This is a genomic window from Faecalibacterium sp. OF03-6AC (assembly GCF_003478175.1).
Classification (GTDB): Bacteria; Bacillota; Clostridia; order Oscillospirales; family Ruminococcaceae; genus Faecalibacterium; species Faecalibacterium taiwanense.
The window spans coordinates 81,260-96,661 of sequence record NZ_QUEN01000002.1 but is presented as its reverse complement, the minus strand read 5'-3'; the positions used below and the strand labels follow the sequence as shown (position 1 = coordinate 96,661).

At 59.0% G+C, this 15,402-nt stretch carries 13 protein-coding genes and 4 tRNA genes; 5 read left to right on the top strand and 12 right to left on the bottom strand.

The genetic code is table 11. The annotated features are described in order from the left end of the window. Positions 1–161: 161 nt before the first annotated feature. The 3 genes from pth (at position 162) to DXA66_RS02640 (ending at position 5,664) form a co-directional block, all read left to right on the top strand. Entirely contained in the window at positions 162–740 is a 579-nt protein-coding gene (pth, locus tag DXA66_RS02650) for an aminoacyl-tRNA hydrolase (protein WP_118526621.1), read from the top strand. 309 nt (positions 741–1,049) lie between these two features. Next, on the top strand, positions 1,050–4,523 hold the full coding sequence (gene mfd / locus DXA66_RS02645; protein ID WP_118526619.1) for a transcription-repair coupling factor: 3,474 nt from the start codon (positions 1,050–1,052) through the stop codon (positions 4,521–4,523). Positions 4,524–4,542: 19 nt separating this feature from the next. Beyond that, positions 4,543–5,664: a foldase gene (locus tag DXA66_RS02640; protein WP_118526617.1), complete on the top strand. Its 1,122-nt coding sequence runs from the start codon at positions 4,543–4,545 to the stop codon at positions 5,662–5,664. Positions 5,665–5,727: 63 nt separating this feature from the next. On the opposite strand, the gene DXA66_RS02635 is transcribed toward DXA66_RS02640, so the two are convergent. The 8 genes from DXA66_RS02635 to DXA66_RS02600 form a co-directional block, all read right to left on the bottom strand. Further along, entirely contained in the window at positions 5,728–7,497 is a 1,770-nt protein-coding gene (locus DXA66_RS02635) for a glycoside hydrolase family 2 protein (protein WP_118526615.1), read from the bottom strand. A 339-nt stretch (positions 7,498–7,836) separates the two neighbouring features. Continuing rightward, positions 7,837–8,637, bottom strand: a complete 801-nt coding sequence (tatC, locus tag DXA66_RS02630; protein WP_118526613.1) for a twin-arginine translocase subunit TatC — start codon at positions 8,635–8,637, stop codon at positions 7,837–7,839. Positions 8,638–8,639: 2 nt separating this feature from the next. Next, entirely contained in the window at positions 8,640–8,843 is a 204-nt protein-coding gene (tatA, locus tag DXA66_RS02625) for a twin-arginine translocase TatA/TatE family subunit (RefSeq protein WP_097800908.1), read from the bottom strand. Positions 8,844–8,934: 91 nt separating this feature from the next. Next, positions 8,935–9,516 (bottom strand): twin-arginine translocase TatA/TatE family subunit, encoded by a 582-nt coding sequence (locus DXA66_RS02620; RefSeq protein ID WP_118526611.1) that lies wholly within the window; start codon positions 9,514–9,516, stop codon positions 8,935–8,937. Between the two features lie 344 nt (positions 9,517–9,860). Next, the gene (gene nifU / locus DXA66_RS02615) at positions 9,861–10,304 is read right to left on the bottom strand and encodes a Fe-S cluster assembly scaffold protein NifU (protein WP_118526609.1); all 444 of its coding nucleotides are present in this window, start codon (positions 10,302–10,304) and stop codon (positions 9,861–9,863) included. Between the two features lie 2 nt (positions 10,305–10,306). Beyond that, the gene (locus DXA66_RS02610) at positions 10,307–11,524 is read right to left on the bottom strand and encodes a cysteine desulfurase family protein (RefSeq protein ID WP_005937861.1); all 1,218 of its coding nucleotides are present in this window, start codon (positions 11,522–11,524) and stop codon (positions 10,307–10,309) included. Between the two features lie 133 nt (positions 11,525–11,657). Further along, the gene (locus tag DXA66_RS02605) at positions 11,658–12,098 is read right to left on the bottom strand and encodes a hypothetical protein (RefSeq protein ID WP_097774420.1); all 441 of its coding nucleotides are present in this window, start codon (positions 12,096–12,098) and stop codon (positions 11,658–11,660) included. A 20-nt stretch (positions 12,099–12,118) separates the two neighbouring features. After that, the gene (locus tag DXA66_RS02600; protein WP_097774419.1) at positions 12,119–12,442 is read right to left on the bottom strand and encodes a rhodanese-like domain-containing protein; all 324 of its coding nucleotides are present in this window, start codon (positions 12,440–12,442) and stop codon (positions 12,119–12,121) included. Positions 12,443–12,571: 129 nt separating this feature from the next. Between DXA66_RS02600 and DXA66_RS02595 the strand changes: the two genes are divergently transcribed. Further along, positions 12,572–13,030: an Rrf2 family transcriptional regulator gene (locus DXA66_RS02595; RefSeq protein ID WP_005937871.1), complete on the top strand. Its 459-nt coding sequence runs from the start codon at positions 12,572–12,574 to the stop codon at positions 13,028–13,030. A gap of 70 nt (positions 13,031–13,100) precedes the next feature. Further along, positions 13,101–13,176: transfer RNA gene (locus tag DXA66_RS02590), tRNA-Trp, on the top strand. Positions 13,177–13,308: 132 nt separating this feature from the next. Here DXA66_RS02590 and DXA66_RS02585 read toward each other — a convergent pair. The 4 genes from DXA66_RS02585 to DXA66_RS02570 all read right to left on the bottom strand — a co-directional run bounded on the left by DXA66_RS02585 (position 13,309) and on the right by DXA66_RS02570 (position 15,368). After that, a tRNA-Thr gene (locus tag DXA66_RS02585) sits at positions 13,309–13,384 on the bottom strand. 3 nt (positions 13,385–13,387) lie between these two features. Next, positions 13,388–13,464 (bottom strand) — tRNA-Asp (locus DXA66_RS02580). Positions 13,465–13,676: 212 nt separating this feature from the next. Next, a tRNA-Thr gene (locus DXA66_RS02575) sits at positions 13,677–13,752 on the bottom strand. Between the two features lie 239 nt (positions 13,753–13,991). Beyond that, complete coding sequence (locus tag DXA66_RS02570; protein ID WP_118526607.1) at positions 13,992–15,368, bottom strand: sigma-70 family RNA polymerase sigma factor; 1,377 nt, start codon at positions 15,366–15,368, stop codon at positions 13,992–13,994. Positions 15,369–15,402: the final 34 nt, after the last annotated feature.

Below are 15,402 nucleotides of genomic sequence, written 5' to 3'. Positions count from 1 at the left end.
CGTTTTTCGCGTACAGACCGCTGCACAGGATGGCCCTGCGCGGCGGTTTTTGTTTGCAGGTGCATCTTTTTCGCTTATAATGTATATCTTTTTGCACGCGCGTATGTTATACTTAGGACTTGCATCGGACAATTTATCACAAAAAGGAAAATATAACACTCATGAATACAAATGACATCTGGCTGATCGCCGGTCTTGGCAACCCGGAAACAAAATACGACGGCACCCGCCACAATGCGGGCTATGCCGCGCTGGACTATCTGGCCGACAAGTGGGGCATTTCGGTCAGCAAAACCAAATTTGAAGGCCTGTGGGGTCAGGGCGAAGTGGACGGCCACAAGGTGGTGCTGCTCAAGCCCCTGACCTACATGAACCTTTCGGGCGACTCCATCGCCCCCACGGCGGGCTTTTTCAAGATCCCTGCCGACCACGTCATCGTTCTGTGCGACGATATCACCCAGAACCCCGGCAAGCTGCGCATCCGGCCCTCCGGCTCCGCAGGCGGACATAACGGCCTGAAGAGCATCATCGCCCGCTTGGGCGGGGAGAACTTCCCCCGCATCCGCATCGGCGTGGGTGCCAAGCCCCACCCGGACTACGACCTTGCCGCGTGGGTGCTGGGCAAGTTCCCGGCAGAGGATGCCAAGGCTCTGAGCGGCCGCTACCCTGATCTGGAAGCCGCCGCAAAGCTCATCATGGACGGCAAGCTGGGGCTGGCACAGAGCAAGTATAACGGGTAAGGACCTCATTTAAACTGCCCTCCGCTTGCGCTCTGGGCATTTTCAGCGGAATTTTATTTTTATTGTTCGTGTTTGTCGCGGCCTGCGGGCCGCTCCAAACACATTTTCACCGAGTGGAGCAGCACTGGCGAACTGCATTTGTGTTCTTTGATGCATCTTGAGGTCACGACTCCTCTCGTGAAAAAGCAGCAGAGAAAAGCCCGCAGGCTTTTCTCTGCTGCAAATAAAAATAATCATTCCTCTGCCATTGCCAAAGCGAATGCGGCGGCAATTTCAAATGGTCATCCCAACAGGAAAGGAGGTTTTTCCATGTACGAAGCCTTACTCAAGGCCACACCGGAATATCAGAAGATCGCGGCCGGCTTTGCAAAGCCTGGTCCTGCCGCGCTGTTCGGTCTGCCGCCCGCAGGCCGTGCCCTGCTGTACGCCGCGCTGCAAAAAGACCTTGGCCGGGTGCTGTGCATCGTGACCCCCGGCGAGGCCGAGGCCACCCACTTTGCGGACGACCTCAAGGCGTTGGGCCTTTCTGCCGCCGTGTTCCCGCCCCGGGACTTTATGCTGCGCCCAGTGGAGGGCGCGGGCCGCGAGTACGAGTACCGCCGCCTTTCGGTGCTGGGTTCCCTCGCAGGCGGGCGGCTGAACGCGGTCTGCGTGCCCGCCGAAGCGCTGTTGCAGTACACCGTGCCCCGGGATGAATTTTTGAAAAACACCCTCACCCTCAAACCCGGCATGGTGTACAACCGCGAGGGTCTTGTGGCCCGGCTGTTCGCCGCCGGGTATGTGCGGCGCAGTCAGGTAGACGGTCCGGGACAGTTCAGTGTGCGCGGCGATATCGTGGATATCTATGCGCCGGATATGCGCCAGCCTGCCCGCGTGGAGTACTGGGACGACGAGATCGATTCCATTTCCTCCTTCGACCTGCTCACCCAGCGGCGGGACAGCGCACTGGAAAAGATCTATCTTTCCCCTGCCCGCGAGGTGCTGTTCGGCGATACCGCCGAGACTGCCGAGGCCCTGCGTGCCGCCATCAAAAAGGCACGCGGCCGGCACCGCACCGCACTGGAAAAGGCCACGGAAGCCGACCTTGCTCAGCTGGACTCCGGACTGATGCCGGAAGCCATGGATAAATACTACGGCCTGCGCTATCCGAGCCCGGCCACCCTGCTGGATCATCTGGACACACCGCTGTTCATTCTGGACGAGGTGGGCGGCATCCGGGATGCCCAGAAGGCCACCGAGTTCCGTCGCAGCGAAGAGCTGACCGGCCTGTTGGAAGAGGGTGTGCTCTGCCCCGGGCTGGATGTACTCTACCAGACCATGGACGACCTTGCCGCTGCCGCCCAGAAGCAGAGCACCCTGCTGTGCGAGAACTTCCTGCGCGGCATGAACGAATTCAAGCTGAAAGACCTCATCAACGCCGAGGCCTTTGCCGCCCCCAACTGGAACGGCGACCTTGCCTCCCTGCGAGAAGACCTTGACCCGCTCATTGCGCAGGGCTATGCCGTCACCCTGTTTTCCGGAACGCCCAAGGGTGCCGCTGCCCTCACCCGCGACCTTGCCGACAAGGGCTACTCCGTGAGCATGAGCCGGGATGTGCGGCCTACAAAAGGCATCGTACAGGTACTGCCGGGCCATCTGACCGCTGGGTGCACCTTTCCGTTTGCCCATGCGGCAGTGCTGTCCAGCCGCAGGCACGGTCTGGAGGAAGAGACCGCCGCCGAGACCAAAAAGCGCAAAAAGAACAAGAACGCCCTTTCCAGCCTTTCGGACATCAAGCCCGGGGACTATGTGGTGCACCAGAGCCACGGCATCGGCATGTATGCGGGCATCCAGCGGCTGGAAGTGCAGGGTGCCACGAAAGATTACCTCAAGGTACAGTATTCCGGCTCGGACGTGCTGTATGTTCCGGTGACCCAGCTGGACCTGCTGAGCCGCTACACCGCCCCCGGCGACGAGGAAAAGGTAAAGCTGGCAAAGCTGGGCGGTGCCGAGTGGCAGCGCACCCGCGCCAAGGTAAAAAAAGCCACCGAGGAGATGGCGCAGGAACTGATCGAGCTCTACGCCCGCCGCCGTCAGGCCACGGGCTACGCCTTCCCGCCGGACGGCGACTGGCAGCGGGACTTTGAGACCCGCTTTGACTACGACGAGACCGACGACCAGCTGAACGCCACTGCCGAGATCAAGCAGGACATGGAAAAGGGCTGGCCCATGGACCGCCTGCTGTGCGGCGACGTAGGCGTGGGCAAGACCGAAGTGGCCCTGCGCGCCGCCTTCAAGTGCGTGATGGGCGGCAAGCAGTGCGCCATCCTTGCCCCCACCACCCTGCTGGCGTGGCAGCACTACAACACCATCCTCTCCCGCATGGAAGCTTTTCCCGTGAAGGTGGAGATGATGTCCCGCTTCCGCACCGCAAAACAGCAGAAGGAGACCCTCCGGGGCCTGCAGTCGGGCAGTGTGGACATCGTGGTGGGCACCCACCGGCTGCTGTCCAAGGACGTGAAGTTCCATGACCTCGGCCTTGTCATCATCGATGAAGAGCAGCGCTTCGGTGTGAAGCACAAGGAAAAGCTCAAGGAGAACTTCATCGGGGTGGACATGCTCACCCTTTCGGCTACCCCCATCCCCCGCACGCTGAACATGGCCATGAGCGGAATCCGGGACCTTTCCACCATCGAGCAGCCGCCCATCGAGCGGCAGCCCGTGGAGACCTTTGTGCTGGAATACAACGACGTGATCCTTGCCGAAGCCATGAAGAAGGAGCTTGCCCGGGGCGGGCAGGTGTACTACCTGCACAACCGGGTGGACAACATCGAAGCCTGCGCCGCCCATGTGAGCAAGCTGGTGCCCGGCGCACGCATCGGCATTGCCCACGGCAAGATGACCGAGGAAGAGCTGAACCCCGTGTGGCAGCATCTGCTGAACGGCGAGATCGATATTCTGGTGTGCACCACCCTCATCGAGACCGGCATCGACGTGCGCAACTGCAACACCCTCATCATCGAGGATGCCGACCGCATGGGCCTTGCCCAGCTGTACCAGATAAGAGGCCGGGTGGGCCGCTCCGGCCGCAAGGCCTATGCCTACTTCACCTTCCGGCGGGACAAGACCCTGACCGATATCGCCCAGAAGCGGCTCTCCGCTATCCGGGAGTTCACGGCCTTCGGCTCCGGCTTCCGCATCGCCATGCGGGACCTGCAAATCCGCGGTGCGGGCAGTCTTCTGGGCCACAGTCAGCACGGCCACATGGAGGCCGTGGGCTACGACCTCTATGTGAAGATGCTGGGGCAGGCCATCGCCCGGGCCAAGGGCGAACCTGTCCGGCGGGACAAGAGTGAATGCCTTGTGGACCTGCGGGTGGATGCCTTCATCCCGGAGAAATATATCGCAGACGGCCCGGGCCGCATTGAAGCTTACAAGCGCATTGCCGCCATCCAGACGGCAGAGGATGCCGCCGATGTGCTGGACGAGCTCATCGACCGCTACGGAGACCCGCCGCCCTCGGTGAGCGATCTGGTCAACGTGTCGCTGGTACGCGTGCAGGCCAGCACTGTGGGCGTGACCGAAGTGACCCAGAAAAAGGACACCCTCACCCTGCAGCTGGAAAGTCTGGAGCTGCCCATGATCCGGGGCCTGCTGGTGGCCTTCAATGGCCGCGTCACCGCCGGTGCAGGCAACCGGCCCTATCTCTTGGTCACGCTTCAGCCCGACGAAAAGCCGCTGGAGCTGCTGCAAAGCATCCTCAAGGCGATGGCAGAGATCCTTGCCTCCGCCGAGCAAAAATAAACATCATAGGAGCATTGCCATGAAAAAGAAACTTCTCGCGCTGATCTGCGCACTTGCACTGGTGTTCAGCCTTGTGGGCTGCACCATTTCCGCCCCGGACACCGTGGGCAGCATCGGTGATTTTGAGATCACCTCCGGCATGTATCTGCTGGCACAGTACGGTGCTTACCAGCAGGCCGCCCAGCTTGCCGGCACCGATCAGGACACCACCGACGTAAAAGCCTTCCTGAAAGAGACCATCACCACCGACTCTGACAGCGGCGGCGAGACCGCAGTTGTGAGCGACTATGTGGCCCAGAAAACGCAGGAAACATTGGAAACGCTGGCTGCTGTGGATGCCCGCTTCAAGGCACTGGGCGGTGAGCTGACCGACGAGCAGATCGCCACTGCCGACCGTTATGCCCAGCAGATGGTGGACCAGTACGGCGACACCTACACCGCCAACGGCATCGGCCTGGAGACCGTCAAGGCATATGAACGTCTGCAGGTGGAGCACACCGCCCTGCTGGATATGGTCTACGGCCCGGACGGCGAGGCCCCGGTGGAGGACGACGAGCTGACCAGCCATCTGGACGACAGCATGTATGAGATCTGCTACATCAGCATCCCGCTGTACAATACCAGCACCTACGCCTTTGCGGACGATGACCAGAAGGCCGAGATGCTCAAGCTGGCACAGGCCGCTGCCGACAGCGTCAACGCCGCAGGCGGCGAGACGGTCTCGGATCAGGTGAGTGTCCTGCATGAGGCCGCACAGAATGCCCTGCCGGACATCTACGCTGTGCTGGACAGCGAAACTTCCGACGACAGCGCCAGCGTCCAGACCGAGCTGCTGACCGAGAGCGATGTTGCTTCGGCCTTTACGCAGGATGGCGCAGCCGATGCTCTGCGCAGCCTTTCCTACGGCGAAGCCGCTGCCGTGCAGATCAACAGCTACACCCTGCTCCTGATGGTGCGTGTAGACCCGCTGAGCGTTTCCTCGCTGGACGACCTGCGCAGCCAGATCCTGAGCGATATGAAGGGCGGCGAGCTGGACGACGCACTGGCCGCAGGCGGTGCAGAGCTGGCACACGATCTGGACAGCTCTGCCATGAACAAGCTGCCCGCCAAAAAGATCGTGAACAACAGCGCCAACAACTGAGAGCTGCTGTAACATAAAACTCCCTCAGTCATCGCTGCGTGATGACTGAGGGAGTTTTTTCTTTCATCGCGTCACTTTTGCGAACTCTGCGGCAAGGGCAGCATTCACCGAGCGGACGGCATTGGCATCCGGCTTGATCTCGGCCCGGTCATAGGTGAACAGACCGTTCACCTCATCTTCCACATCCGTCAGCTGGGTGTACACCAGCGCCGAAAGTCCTTTTTTCAGCTGCGGCAGCACTGTGCCCAACTGCAGCTTTTTGCAGCGGGCGGTCAGATCTGCGCGGCTCTTGGCTGTGCCGTAGCCGTAGGTTTTGCCCGGTGCTTCGTGCCCCGGCATGGGCCATGCAATACCGCCGTATTCACTCAGGGCCACGGTACGGCTTCCGGGCTTTACATGCAGCGGATAGAAATAGTTGTGGATGGAGCACACATCTCCGCCGCCCTGATCATACCAACCGCTGGCCTCGTCCACAAGGCGGGTATCGTCCAGCGCGCGGATGGCCTGCACGGCCCCGGCCGCATCAAACTGGCCCCAGCCTTCGTTGAAGGGCACCCAGCAGCCGATGCACGGATGGCAGCGCAGGGCTTCCACGGTGGCTTGCAGCTCTTCGCGGTATGTTTCCCGGCTGGATGCTTTTCCGCGGCTCAGCAGGCCCCAGAGCGGCTCTGCGTCGGGCAGGCGGCGCACAAGGGGCTGCAGCACATTGGTCAGGTAGGTGACGAACCACAGATTGTATCTGCCGCCGCCGTTCACCATGTCCTGCCAGACCACAAGGCCCAGCCTGTCGCAGTGGTAGTACCAGCGCTGCGGCTCGATCTTGGCGTGCTTGCGCAGCAGGTTGAATCCCAGCGCTTTCACCTCGCTCAGCTCCCGCTCCACCGCCGCATCGGAAGGCGGGGTATACAGGCCCTGAGGCCAGTAGCCCTGATCCAGCAGGCCGTTGAGCAGGATGGGCTTTCCGTTCAGGCAGAAGCGCAGCACGCCCCGCGCATCCGGCTCACAGCTCCACTTGCGCAGGGCAAAGTAGCTGTGCACGGTGTCGAACTGCTCCTCTTCTCCCTGCGTGGTGCCCACGGTCAGGTCATACAAAAACGGGGTATCCGGGCTCCACGGAAAGAAATGTTCCTCCGGGATGTTCAGCGTCACCTCGCCGTCCCGGTCCGCTTCGTCGCTGCCCCAGTCCTCGGCAATGGTCACGCCCCCGGCCCGCACCACAGCCCACAGGTTCACTGCACCTCCGGGCATGGAGGTATGGGCTTTCACGGTCACGGTGCGGGCATCGTAGTCCGGCGTGACCGTGAGCGACTGGATGTAGTTTTCCGGTACACGCTCCATCCAGACCGTCTGCCAGATGCCGCTCTGGGCCGGATAGAACATGCCGCCGGGCTTCAGGGTCTGCTTGCCCCGGGCCTGCGTGCCGCTGTCCGTGGGGTCCTGCACGGCCACCCATAGGCTGTTGCGGCCCGTATCGTTGAGCTGGGCGGTGACATCCAGTGTGAAGGGCCAGTAGCCGCCCCGATGGCCGCCCACCAGATGGCCGTTCACCTGCACCGCACAGGCATCGTCCACCGCGCCGAAGTGCAGCAGCACCCGTCCCCCTTCTCCCGGAGGGGGAGCAAAGGTGCAGTGGTAGTGCAGCCACTGGCCGGGCTGCAGGGTGCGGCCCACGCCGGAGGCCTTTGCTTCCGGCGAGTAGGGCACCAGAATGCTGCCGTCCCACGCAGCAGGGTATTCAGCTGTCTGGGTAATGGCGTACTTCCACAGGCCGTTCAGGTTCTCATAGCTGTCCCGGCGCATGGCCGGGCGAGGGTATTCCGGGAGTGGATGCATGGTTTCACCGCCTTTGATTTGTTGGTTTCATTCTAGCACAGGGCGGGTGGCTTGTATAGACTGAGCAGCAACGATTTGGAATTGCCGCCGCGTTCGCTTTGGCAATCATAGCGGAAAAATTATTTTTATATCTGCAGATCAGAAAAGCCTGCGGGCTTTTCTGATCTGCTTTTTCACGGGAAGGGTCGCGGCAGCAAACGGCATATTGCTGCTGTCAGCCTGCGGCTGCCGCGCAGCAGATAGCGCAAAAGCGCTTTTTACGCAACAAAGGCCGCTGCACCAAATGGCGCAGCAGCCTTTGTTTTTGCAATGATAAAACAGAAAACCAGAAGTCAGAGCTTACTCTTCGTCCTCATCCTCGTCATCTTCGTCATCATCGTCCTCTTTCGGCTTATAGAAGATGCCGCTCAGGAAGATGCTGATGAAGTACAGCAGCACCATGGGGCCGGCCACCATGCACTGAGACACGATATCCGGCGGGGTGACAACGGCTGCGATGAAGAAGATGATCACGATGGCAACGCCGCGCACCTGCTTGAGCAGCTGCGGGTTGATAATGCCCATCTTGGACAGGATGATGGTGATCAGAGGCATCTCAAACACGCAGCCAAAAATGATGAACATGGTCAAGCAGAGGTTGACGTAGCTTTCGATACTGGTAGTAGTCTGGATGTACTCTGCACCCTCGATGCCGGTGCTGAGGAAACGCAGCATGAACGGCATCATGAGCTTGTAGGCGAACAGCACGCCTACGCAGAACAGGATCAGGCCCAGCAGCATGACCATTTTGAAGAAGAAGCTCTCGCTCTTTTTCAGGCCGGGCTTTGCAAATGCATAAATGTGGTAGAACGCCACCGGCACAGTGACCACCACGCCTGCCAGAATGGAGACGCGGAAATACTGCATCAGCTTTTCCTGCGGGGCAATGGAAACAAACTCGTAATAGTCGCGGCCCATGGCAGTGAGCAGATCGATCAGACGGTCGGCGTATGCCAGCGAGACCACAACACCCACCACGAACACCACCGCGCAGATGATCAGCCTGTTCCGCAGTTCTTTCAGATGGCCGGTCAGCGTCATGCTGCCGTCCTCTGCCATGACTTCGGCTTTTTTCTTTTTGCGCTTAACGTTCGTAGCCACAATTACTCCTCGTCTTCGTCCTTCTTGGAAACCTTCTTCTCGGTCTTCTCCTCGGAATCATCGGAGCCTTCCTCGTCCTCCATGCCCTTCTTGAAGCCGTTGATGGTCTTGCCGAACATCTTGCCCAGCTTCGGCAGGTTCTTGGGTCCAAAGATCAGCAGAGCGACGACCAGGATGATCAGCAGTTCGTTAGTACCAATACGCATAATAAAAATCTCCTTTTTACTTTGCCGCGCCGCGTGGCGGGCTTATTGCATGTATCAGGCAACCGCGGGCGCGGGTGCATCCAGTAAGTAATCAGTCCTTCGGCAGAACATCATTCTGACGAGGGTCTTCCTCCACCGGCTCGGCCGCAGGAGCAGCCTCGGCAGCTTCCTGTGCGGGAGCCGCTTCTGCAGCAGGCTCGGCCTTTTCCTCTGCGGGTGCAGCGGGTTCTTCGGCCTTCTCGGCAGGTGCAGCGGTCTCCTCAGCGGGAGTGCTCTCCTCTGCCTTGGCGGCGGCAGGTGCAGCGTCCTCTTCCAGCTCTTCCACCGGCTCCTCGGTCAGCTCGGTCACTTCCTCGGCGGCTTCTGCCTTGGCAGCTTCCTCCTTGCTGGTCTTGCCGATACCGGTAAAGCTCTTGGTCACATCCTTGACGCTGTTGTCGATATCCTTCTTGATATCGGTCAGCGGGGCAACAGCTTCCTTCAGGGGAGCCTGGATCTCATTCAGCGGCTCCACAACGTTCTTCTGGATCTCCTCAGAAGCAGCGCCGGTGTACTTTTTCAATTCACGCAGCATCTTGCCGATCTTCTTTGCGTAGACAGGCAGCTGATCCGGGCCGATGAACACGAACGCCACGATCACGATGACGACAAGTTCCCAAAAACCAATTTTCATACTAACTCGTTTCCTTTCCTGTGCGGCGGGACGTTTTCCGGGGCCGACGCACCTGCATTGCATTGCGTGCCGCGAACCGTTCTTTGCCCTGTTCTTCGTCCGCTTCCGTGGGAGTTCGGCGCTCTTTGCGCCTGTGTTGCCCTACTTATACCGAAAAGTGGTGAACTCATTCTGAACAATATATGAATTTTTCATGAACGAGTGCATATTCAGGGTATTTTTGTAAACAAATAATATTTTACACTTGCTTTATTACGTTTTGGATAGGATACAACAACGCAGTCTTTTGCAAAAAAAGAGGACACCGCACAAAACGGTGTCCCCTGAAGCGTCCTTTGCGGGGATCAGTGGCCGCAGCTCTCGCAGTGGTCGCAGTCCTCTTCGAGCTTACCCACGATGGGTTCCGGATCGATGCCCTGACGGCGGTAGTAGTCGGACAGAGCAGCCTTGACGGCCTGCTCGGCCAGAACAGAGCAGTGCACCTTGATGGGAGGCAGACCTTCCAGAGCTTCCACAACGGCCTTGTTGGTCAGCTTGAGCGCCTCGTCGATGGTCTTGCCCTTGATGAGGTCGGTGGCCATGCTGCTGGTGGCGATGGCGGCACCGCAGCCGAAGGTGAGGAATTTGACATCCACGACCACGTTGTTCTCGATCTTCAGGTACATGCGCATGATATCGCCGCACTTGGGGTTGCCCACTTCGCCCACGCCGTTTGCGTCGGGGATCTCACCCACATTGTGCGGATTTGCAAAATGCTCCATGACCTTTGCGCTATACATGCTTGCCATAATTACTGCTCTCCCTTCAGGCTGAACTGGCGGGCCGTGTTCTGGCCCTGCAGCCACATACAACTCATAGCACGGCGGCGGGGGATCACTTCCTCCAGCACGTCGCACAGATATTTTGCTTCTTCCATGGTGTTCTGCGGGCCAAAGGTGAACCGCATGGAGCCGTGGCCGATCTCCTCAGGCACGCCGATGCTCAGCAGGACGTGGCTGGGGTCCAGACTGTCGGAGTTGCAGGCAGAGCCGGTGGAGGCGCAGATGCCGTGCATATCCAGATCCAGCAGGATGGTCTCGCCTTCCAGACCCGGGAAGCTGATGTTCACATTGTTGGGCAGACGAGGGCTGCGGCCGCCGTTCAGGCGGGCTTCCGGGATGTTCTTGAGGACGCGGTCGATGACATAATCGCGCAGCTCGCTCTCGTGGGCCATGCGCTCATCCAGATGCGCCGTGGCGATCTCCAGTGCCTTGCCCATGGCAGCAATGCCGGCCACATTCTCGGTGCCTGCACGGTGGCGGGCCTCCTGACTGCCGCCATCGATCAGGTTCTGGGGCCATACGCCCTTGCGGCAGTACAGGGCACCCATGCCCTTGGGGCCGTTGAACTTGTGGGCGCTCATGGACAGCATATCCACGCCCAGCTCCTTCACATCCACGGGGATGGCACCCACAGCCTGCACCGCGTCGGTGTGCATCCACACACCGTGCTTGTGAGCGACCTCGGCGATCTCCTTGATGGGCTGGATGGTGCCGATCTCGTTGTTGGCCATCATGATGCTGACCAGCGCGGTATCGGGACGGATGGCAGCTTCCACGTCCTCGGGACGGATGTAGCCCTCGGCGGTGGGCTTGATATAGGTCACTTCAAAGCCCATGCGCTCCAGTGCAGCCATACTGTGCATGATGGCATGATGCTCAAAAGCGCTGGTGATGAGGTGCTTTTTGTTCTGGCGTGCCTTGGTGAAGGCGGTGCCCTTTACGGCCCAGTTGTCAGCCTCGGAGCCGCAGCTGGTAAAGAAGAGCTCAGCCGGACTTGCATTGATGGCCTTTGCCACCTGCGCACGGCCGGTGTCCACGAATTCCTTGGCCTCATAGCCCACACTGTAATGGCTGCTGGGGTTGCCGCAGGCACCGCTCAGGGCTTTGACCATCATTTCCAGTGCCTCGGGAGCACAGGGAGTGGTGGCAGCATTATCCAGATAAACCACTTTTTCCATGTTTTCCATAGGAATGATCCTTTCTTATTGAACGCGTCTGCGGGAGCCTTGAATGCCCTGTGCAGATGCGGAATCCTTTCAACGGATAAGTTATACCATATCATTCCCTAGTATGTCAATATGAATACTGGATTTTCGTGATTCAGTCACCTTTTTTGCCCTTTCCGGTCAGTTTTCCCAGTACCACCTTCCACTTGGGGTAGCCCCAGCGCTTATCCTCGGCAAAATCGTCCGCCAGCTTCCACGGAAAATTGCTGCCGTCAAAGTAAAGATTGCCTGCCTCGTCCACGCGGTCCAGCTTTTTGGGCAGATACGCCTCGTCGTAGTAGCTCTTGCGGCGGTCGGGCAGCACCCAGTGCAGGGTGCCGTCCTCGTCCATGCCGGATGCCCATACGCCGAACACGAAGGTTGCGGCTTCGCCGTAGCAGTGCTGCTCAAAGCGGATGGCACCATCGTAATAGAACTTGATGACCTCCAGCGTGCCGGATTCCTTTTTGCCGTCGCGGCCCAAGGTGGGGCGGTAGTCCTGCTGGTAGCGGCAGCCGCAGTGGCTGCCGGCAAAATCTTTTGCGTGGAACGACATGGAGTTATCCTTCTTTCTTTTTAAAAATGCCCTTCAAAGTCGCCCTCGATCTCATAGGGCCAGCTCAGAATGCCGCCCAGATCGTACAGGCGGGTGTAGCCAAGGCTTTCCAGCTTGCGCACGGCATCGGCACTGCGGCGGCCGGTGCGGCAGTAGATCAGCCATACAGCGTTCTTATCCGGCAGCACCTCAGCCGCACGGCTCAGCACCTGACCCAGCGGCAGCAGCTTTGCGCCGGGGATGTGGCCCACGGCAAACTCGTCCGGCTCCCGGACATCTACAGCAGCCGCCTCGTGTGCATCCAGCAGACGGATGGCATCGGCAGCCGTGATCTTCTCACTCATACTCTCACTCCTTATAGTATCCTCTTATCCATCCTATGATAACAGACCTTTTTTGTTTGCACAAGAGGATACCTTTGCAAAATCCGAGCAACGTGCTATACTATAGGAAGCAATAAGGAGAGGATCGCCATGAAATTTTCGACCAAAAGCCGTTATGCCCTGCGCCTGATGGCCGAGCTGGCACGTTATGCGCCGGGCACCACCGTGAGCCTGAAGGAGATCAGTGAGCGGCAGAACCTGAGCCTGAAATATTTGGAGCAGATCGTGACCCCGCTGGCCCGTGTGGGCCTTGTAAAAAGCGAGCGCGGCAGTCAGGGCGGCTACCGCCTGACCAAAGCCCCTGCCGACTACACCGCCGGCGAGATCCTGCGCGCCATTGAGGGCAGCGTGGCACCCATTCCCTGCCTTGGCAGCGAGACCAACGAGTGCCCCATGTGGGAGCAGTGCTTCACCCTGCCCTTCTGGACCGGCCTTGACGAGGTCATCAACCAGTATATCGACAGTGTAACGCTGGAACAGCTTTCCAGCCAGCTGCCCGCATCCGATAAAAAAGAAGGCTGTTGCAGCTGCGGCACGAAAAATGCCTGAATCTTGAAAGAAATGCTTGACATTCGCCTTTGCATCGGCTATAATAACAAAGCATTCAGCGAATGCCCATAGGGGTATAGCTCAGCTGGTAGAGCAGCGGTCTCCAAAACCGCGTGCCGTGAGTTCGAAACTTACTACCCCTGCCATAAACGCACAGGTTCTTCGGAGCCTGTGCGTTTTGTTTTTGTACTCAAAGCAATCCGCACTCCGTCAGCCTGCTTTTGCAGTCATACAACAAAAAAACACCCCGAAGTCCTAAGGCTTCGAGGTGTCTGCTGTGGAGCTGCTATCCAGATTCGAACTGGAGACCTCATCCTTACCAAGGATGCGCTCTACCAACTGAGCTATAGCAGCAAATGGCGACCCGGATCGGGCTCGAACCGACGACCCCCAGCGTGACAGGCTGGTGCTCTAACCAACTGAGCTACCGGGCCATAATCGCTCAAGTTTCGCGCGGCGCTTACCGCCGGAACGTGCTTTATTATATCGAAAAAGCGTCCGCTTGTCAAGCATGAATTTACGAAAAACGAAAAAAAGCCTGAAAGAGCCGTTCAAAGCCCGCTCTGCCCTGTTCCGAACCCGCACAGCAGAAACGATCTACAAAAGAAAAACGCCCCGAAATCTTTCGACTTCAGGGCATCTGAGCTGGAGCTGCTATCCAGATTCGAACTGGAGACCTCATCCTTACCAAGGATGCGCTCTACCAACTGAGCTATAGCAGCGCAATCACAGCTCAGTTATAATACCACAGTTTCCATCGTTTGGCAAGAGGTTTTTGCAAAAAATCCGGATTTTTGCAAAAAAGTCGTTTTTTACGCAAAAACTCCCCCAGTCTGCTTACGCAGACAGCCCCCTCGGAGATGGGGCCTTTGGCAGTACGGACAACTTTCCGGTTTTGCCAAGGGCTCCCTCTCTGAGGGAGCTGGCATCGCGCAGCGATGACTGAGGGAGTCTTACTTTATCACTCGATCAGGCCGTTCAGCAGGGACAGGCACTTGCGGCTGTGCAGCTTGCGGATCGCCTTTGCCTCGATCTGGCGCACACGCTCACGGGTAACGCCAAAGTCACGGCCAACCTCTTCCAGCGTACGGGGACGGCCATCGTCCAGACCAAAGCGCAGGCGGATGACCTTCTCTTCACGAGGGGTCAGGCTCTTGAGAGCCAGATTGATCTGCTGTGCCACCATGGCGCGGTCTGCGGCCTTGCCGGGGGCTTCGGCGTTTTCGTCTGCGACGAAATCGCCCAGAGAGGAATCCTCTTCCTCACCCACGGGGCTTTCCAGACTTGCCGGCTCCTGTGCCATGCGCTGGATCTCGCGCACACGCTCCACGCTCATATCCATGGCCTTTGCCAGCTCTTCCGGGGTCGGCTCGTGGCCGTTCTGGTACACCAGCTGGTTGGTGGCCTGACGCATCCGGTTGATGGTCTCCACCATGTGCACCGGAATGCGGATGGTACGGGCCTGATCCGCAATGGCACGGGTGATGGCCTGACGGATCCACCAGGTTGCATAGGTGGAGAAGCGGAAGCCGCGGTCACAGTCGAACTTCTCGGCAGCCTTGATCAGGCCGATGTTGCCCTCCTGGATCAGATCCAGGAATGCCAGATTGTGGCCCACATGCTTTTTGGCAATGGACACCACCAGACGCAGGTTCGCTTCGCTCAGGCTGCGGCGGGCGTTCAGGCCATCGCGGCGGGTCTTGAGCAGCTCAGCGCGCTTTTCGTCGCTCAGGGGGCCGTTCTCCACAGCCTCCATAGCTTCCTCTTCGGCAGCCTTTTCCTCGGCATCCTCGCTGGGCTTCTCGTTGCCCTCCTCGTCCAGATCTTCGGTATAGCTGCGGCTGTTCTCATCCTCTTCAAACGAGAAGCGGGCGCTGTTCTTTTTGATGTACTCCGGCCCGCCGTACTTCTGGCGGTCGGCCTGCAGGATGTGCGCCGCCTCGGCACCGGCATGGATGCGGCGGCTCAGCTCCACCTCCTGCTCCGCGCTCAGCAGCGGGATCTGGCCGATCTGCTTGAGGTAGTTCTTAACGGGGTCGTCCAGCAGTTCGTCCATGGCAGCCTTCAGGTCTGCAGGGTTCTCCTCGCTCTGCTCTTCCTCGTCCTCGCTGATGCTCATATCATCGTTGTTGTTCTCGGCATTCTCGACCTCGGCCATGATGCTGTCCACATCCAGCGTAGGCTCTGCATCCTCTTCCTGAACCTTGATGCCGCGTTCTTCCAGAAGGGTGTAGAGCGTTTCCTCATCCATTCTGCACTGTGCAGCCAGCGCCTTGGCCTCCTTGGCCGAAATGGTGCCTTCGCCTTTCGTCAACAGTTCCTTTAAAGTCATGCCCATTTTGCTCTCTCCTTCTTGCTCCGGGGATGCTCCC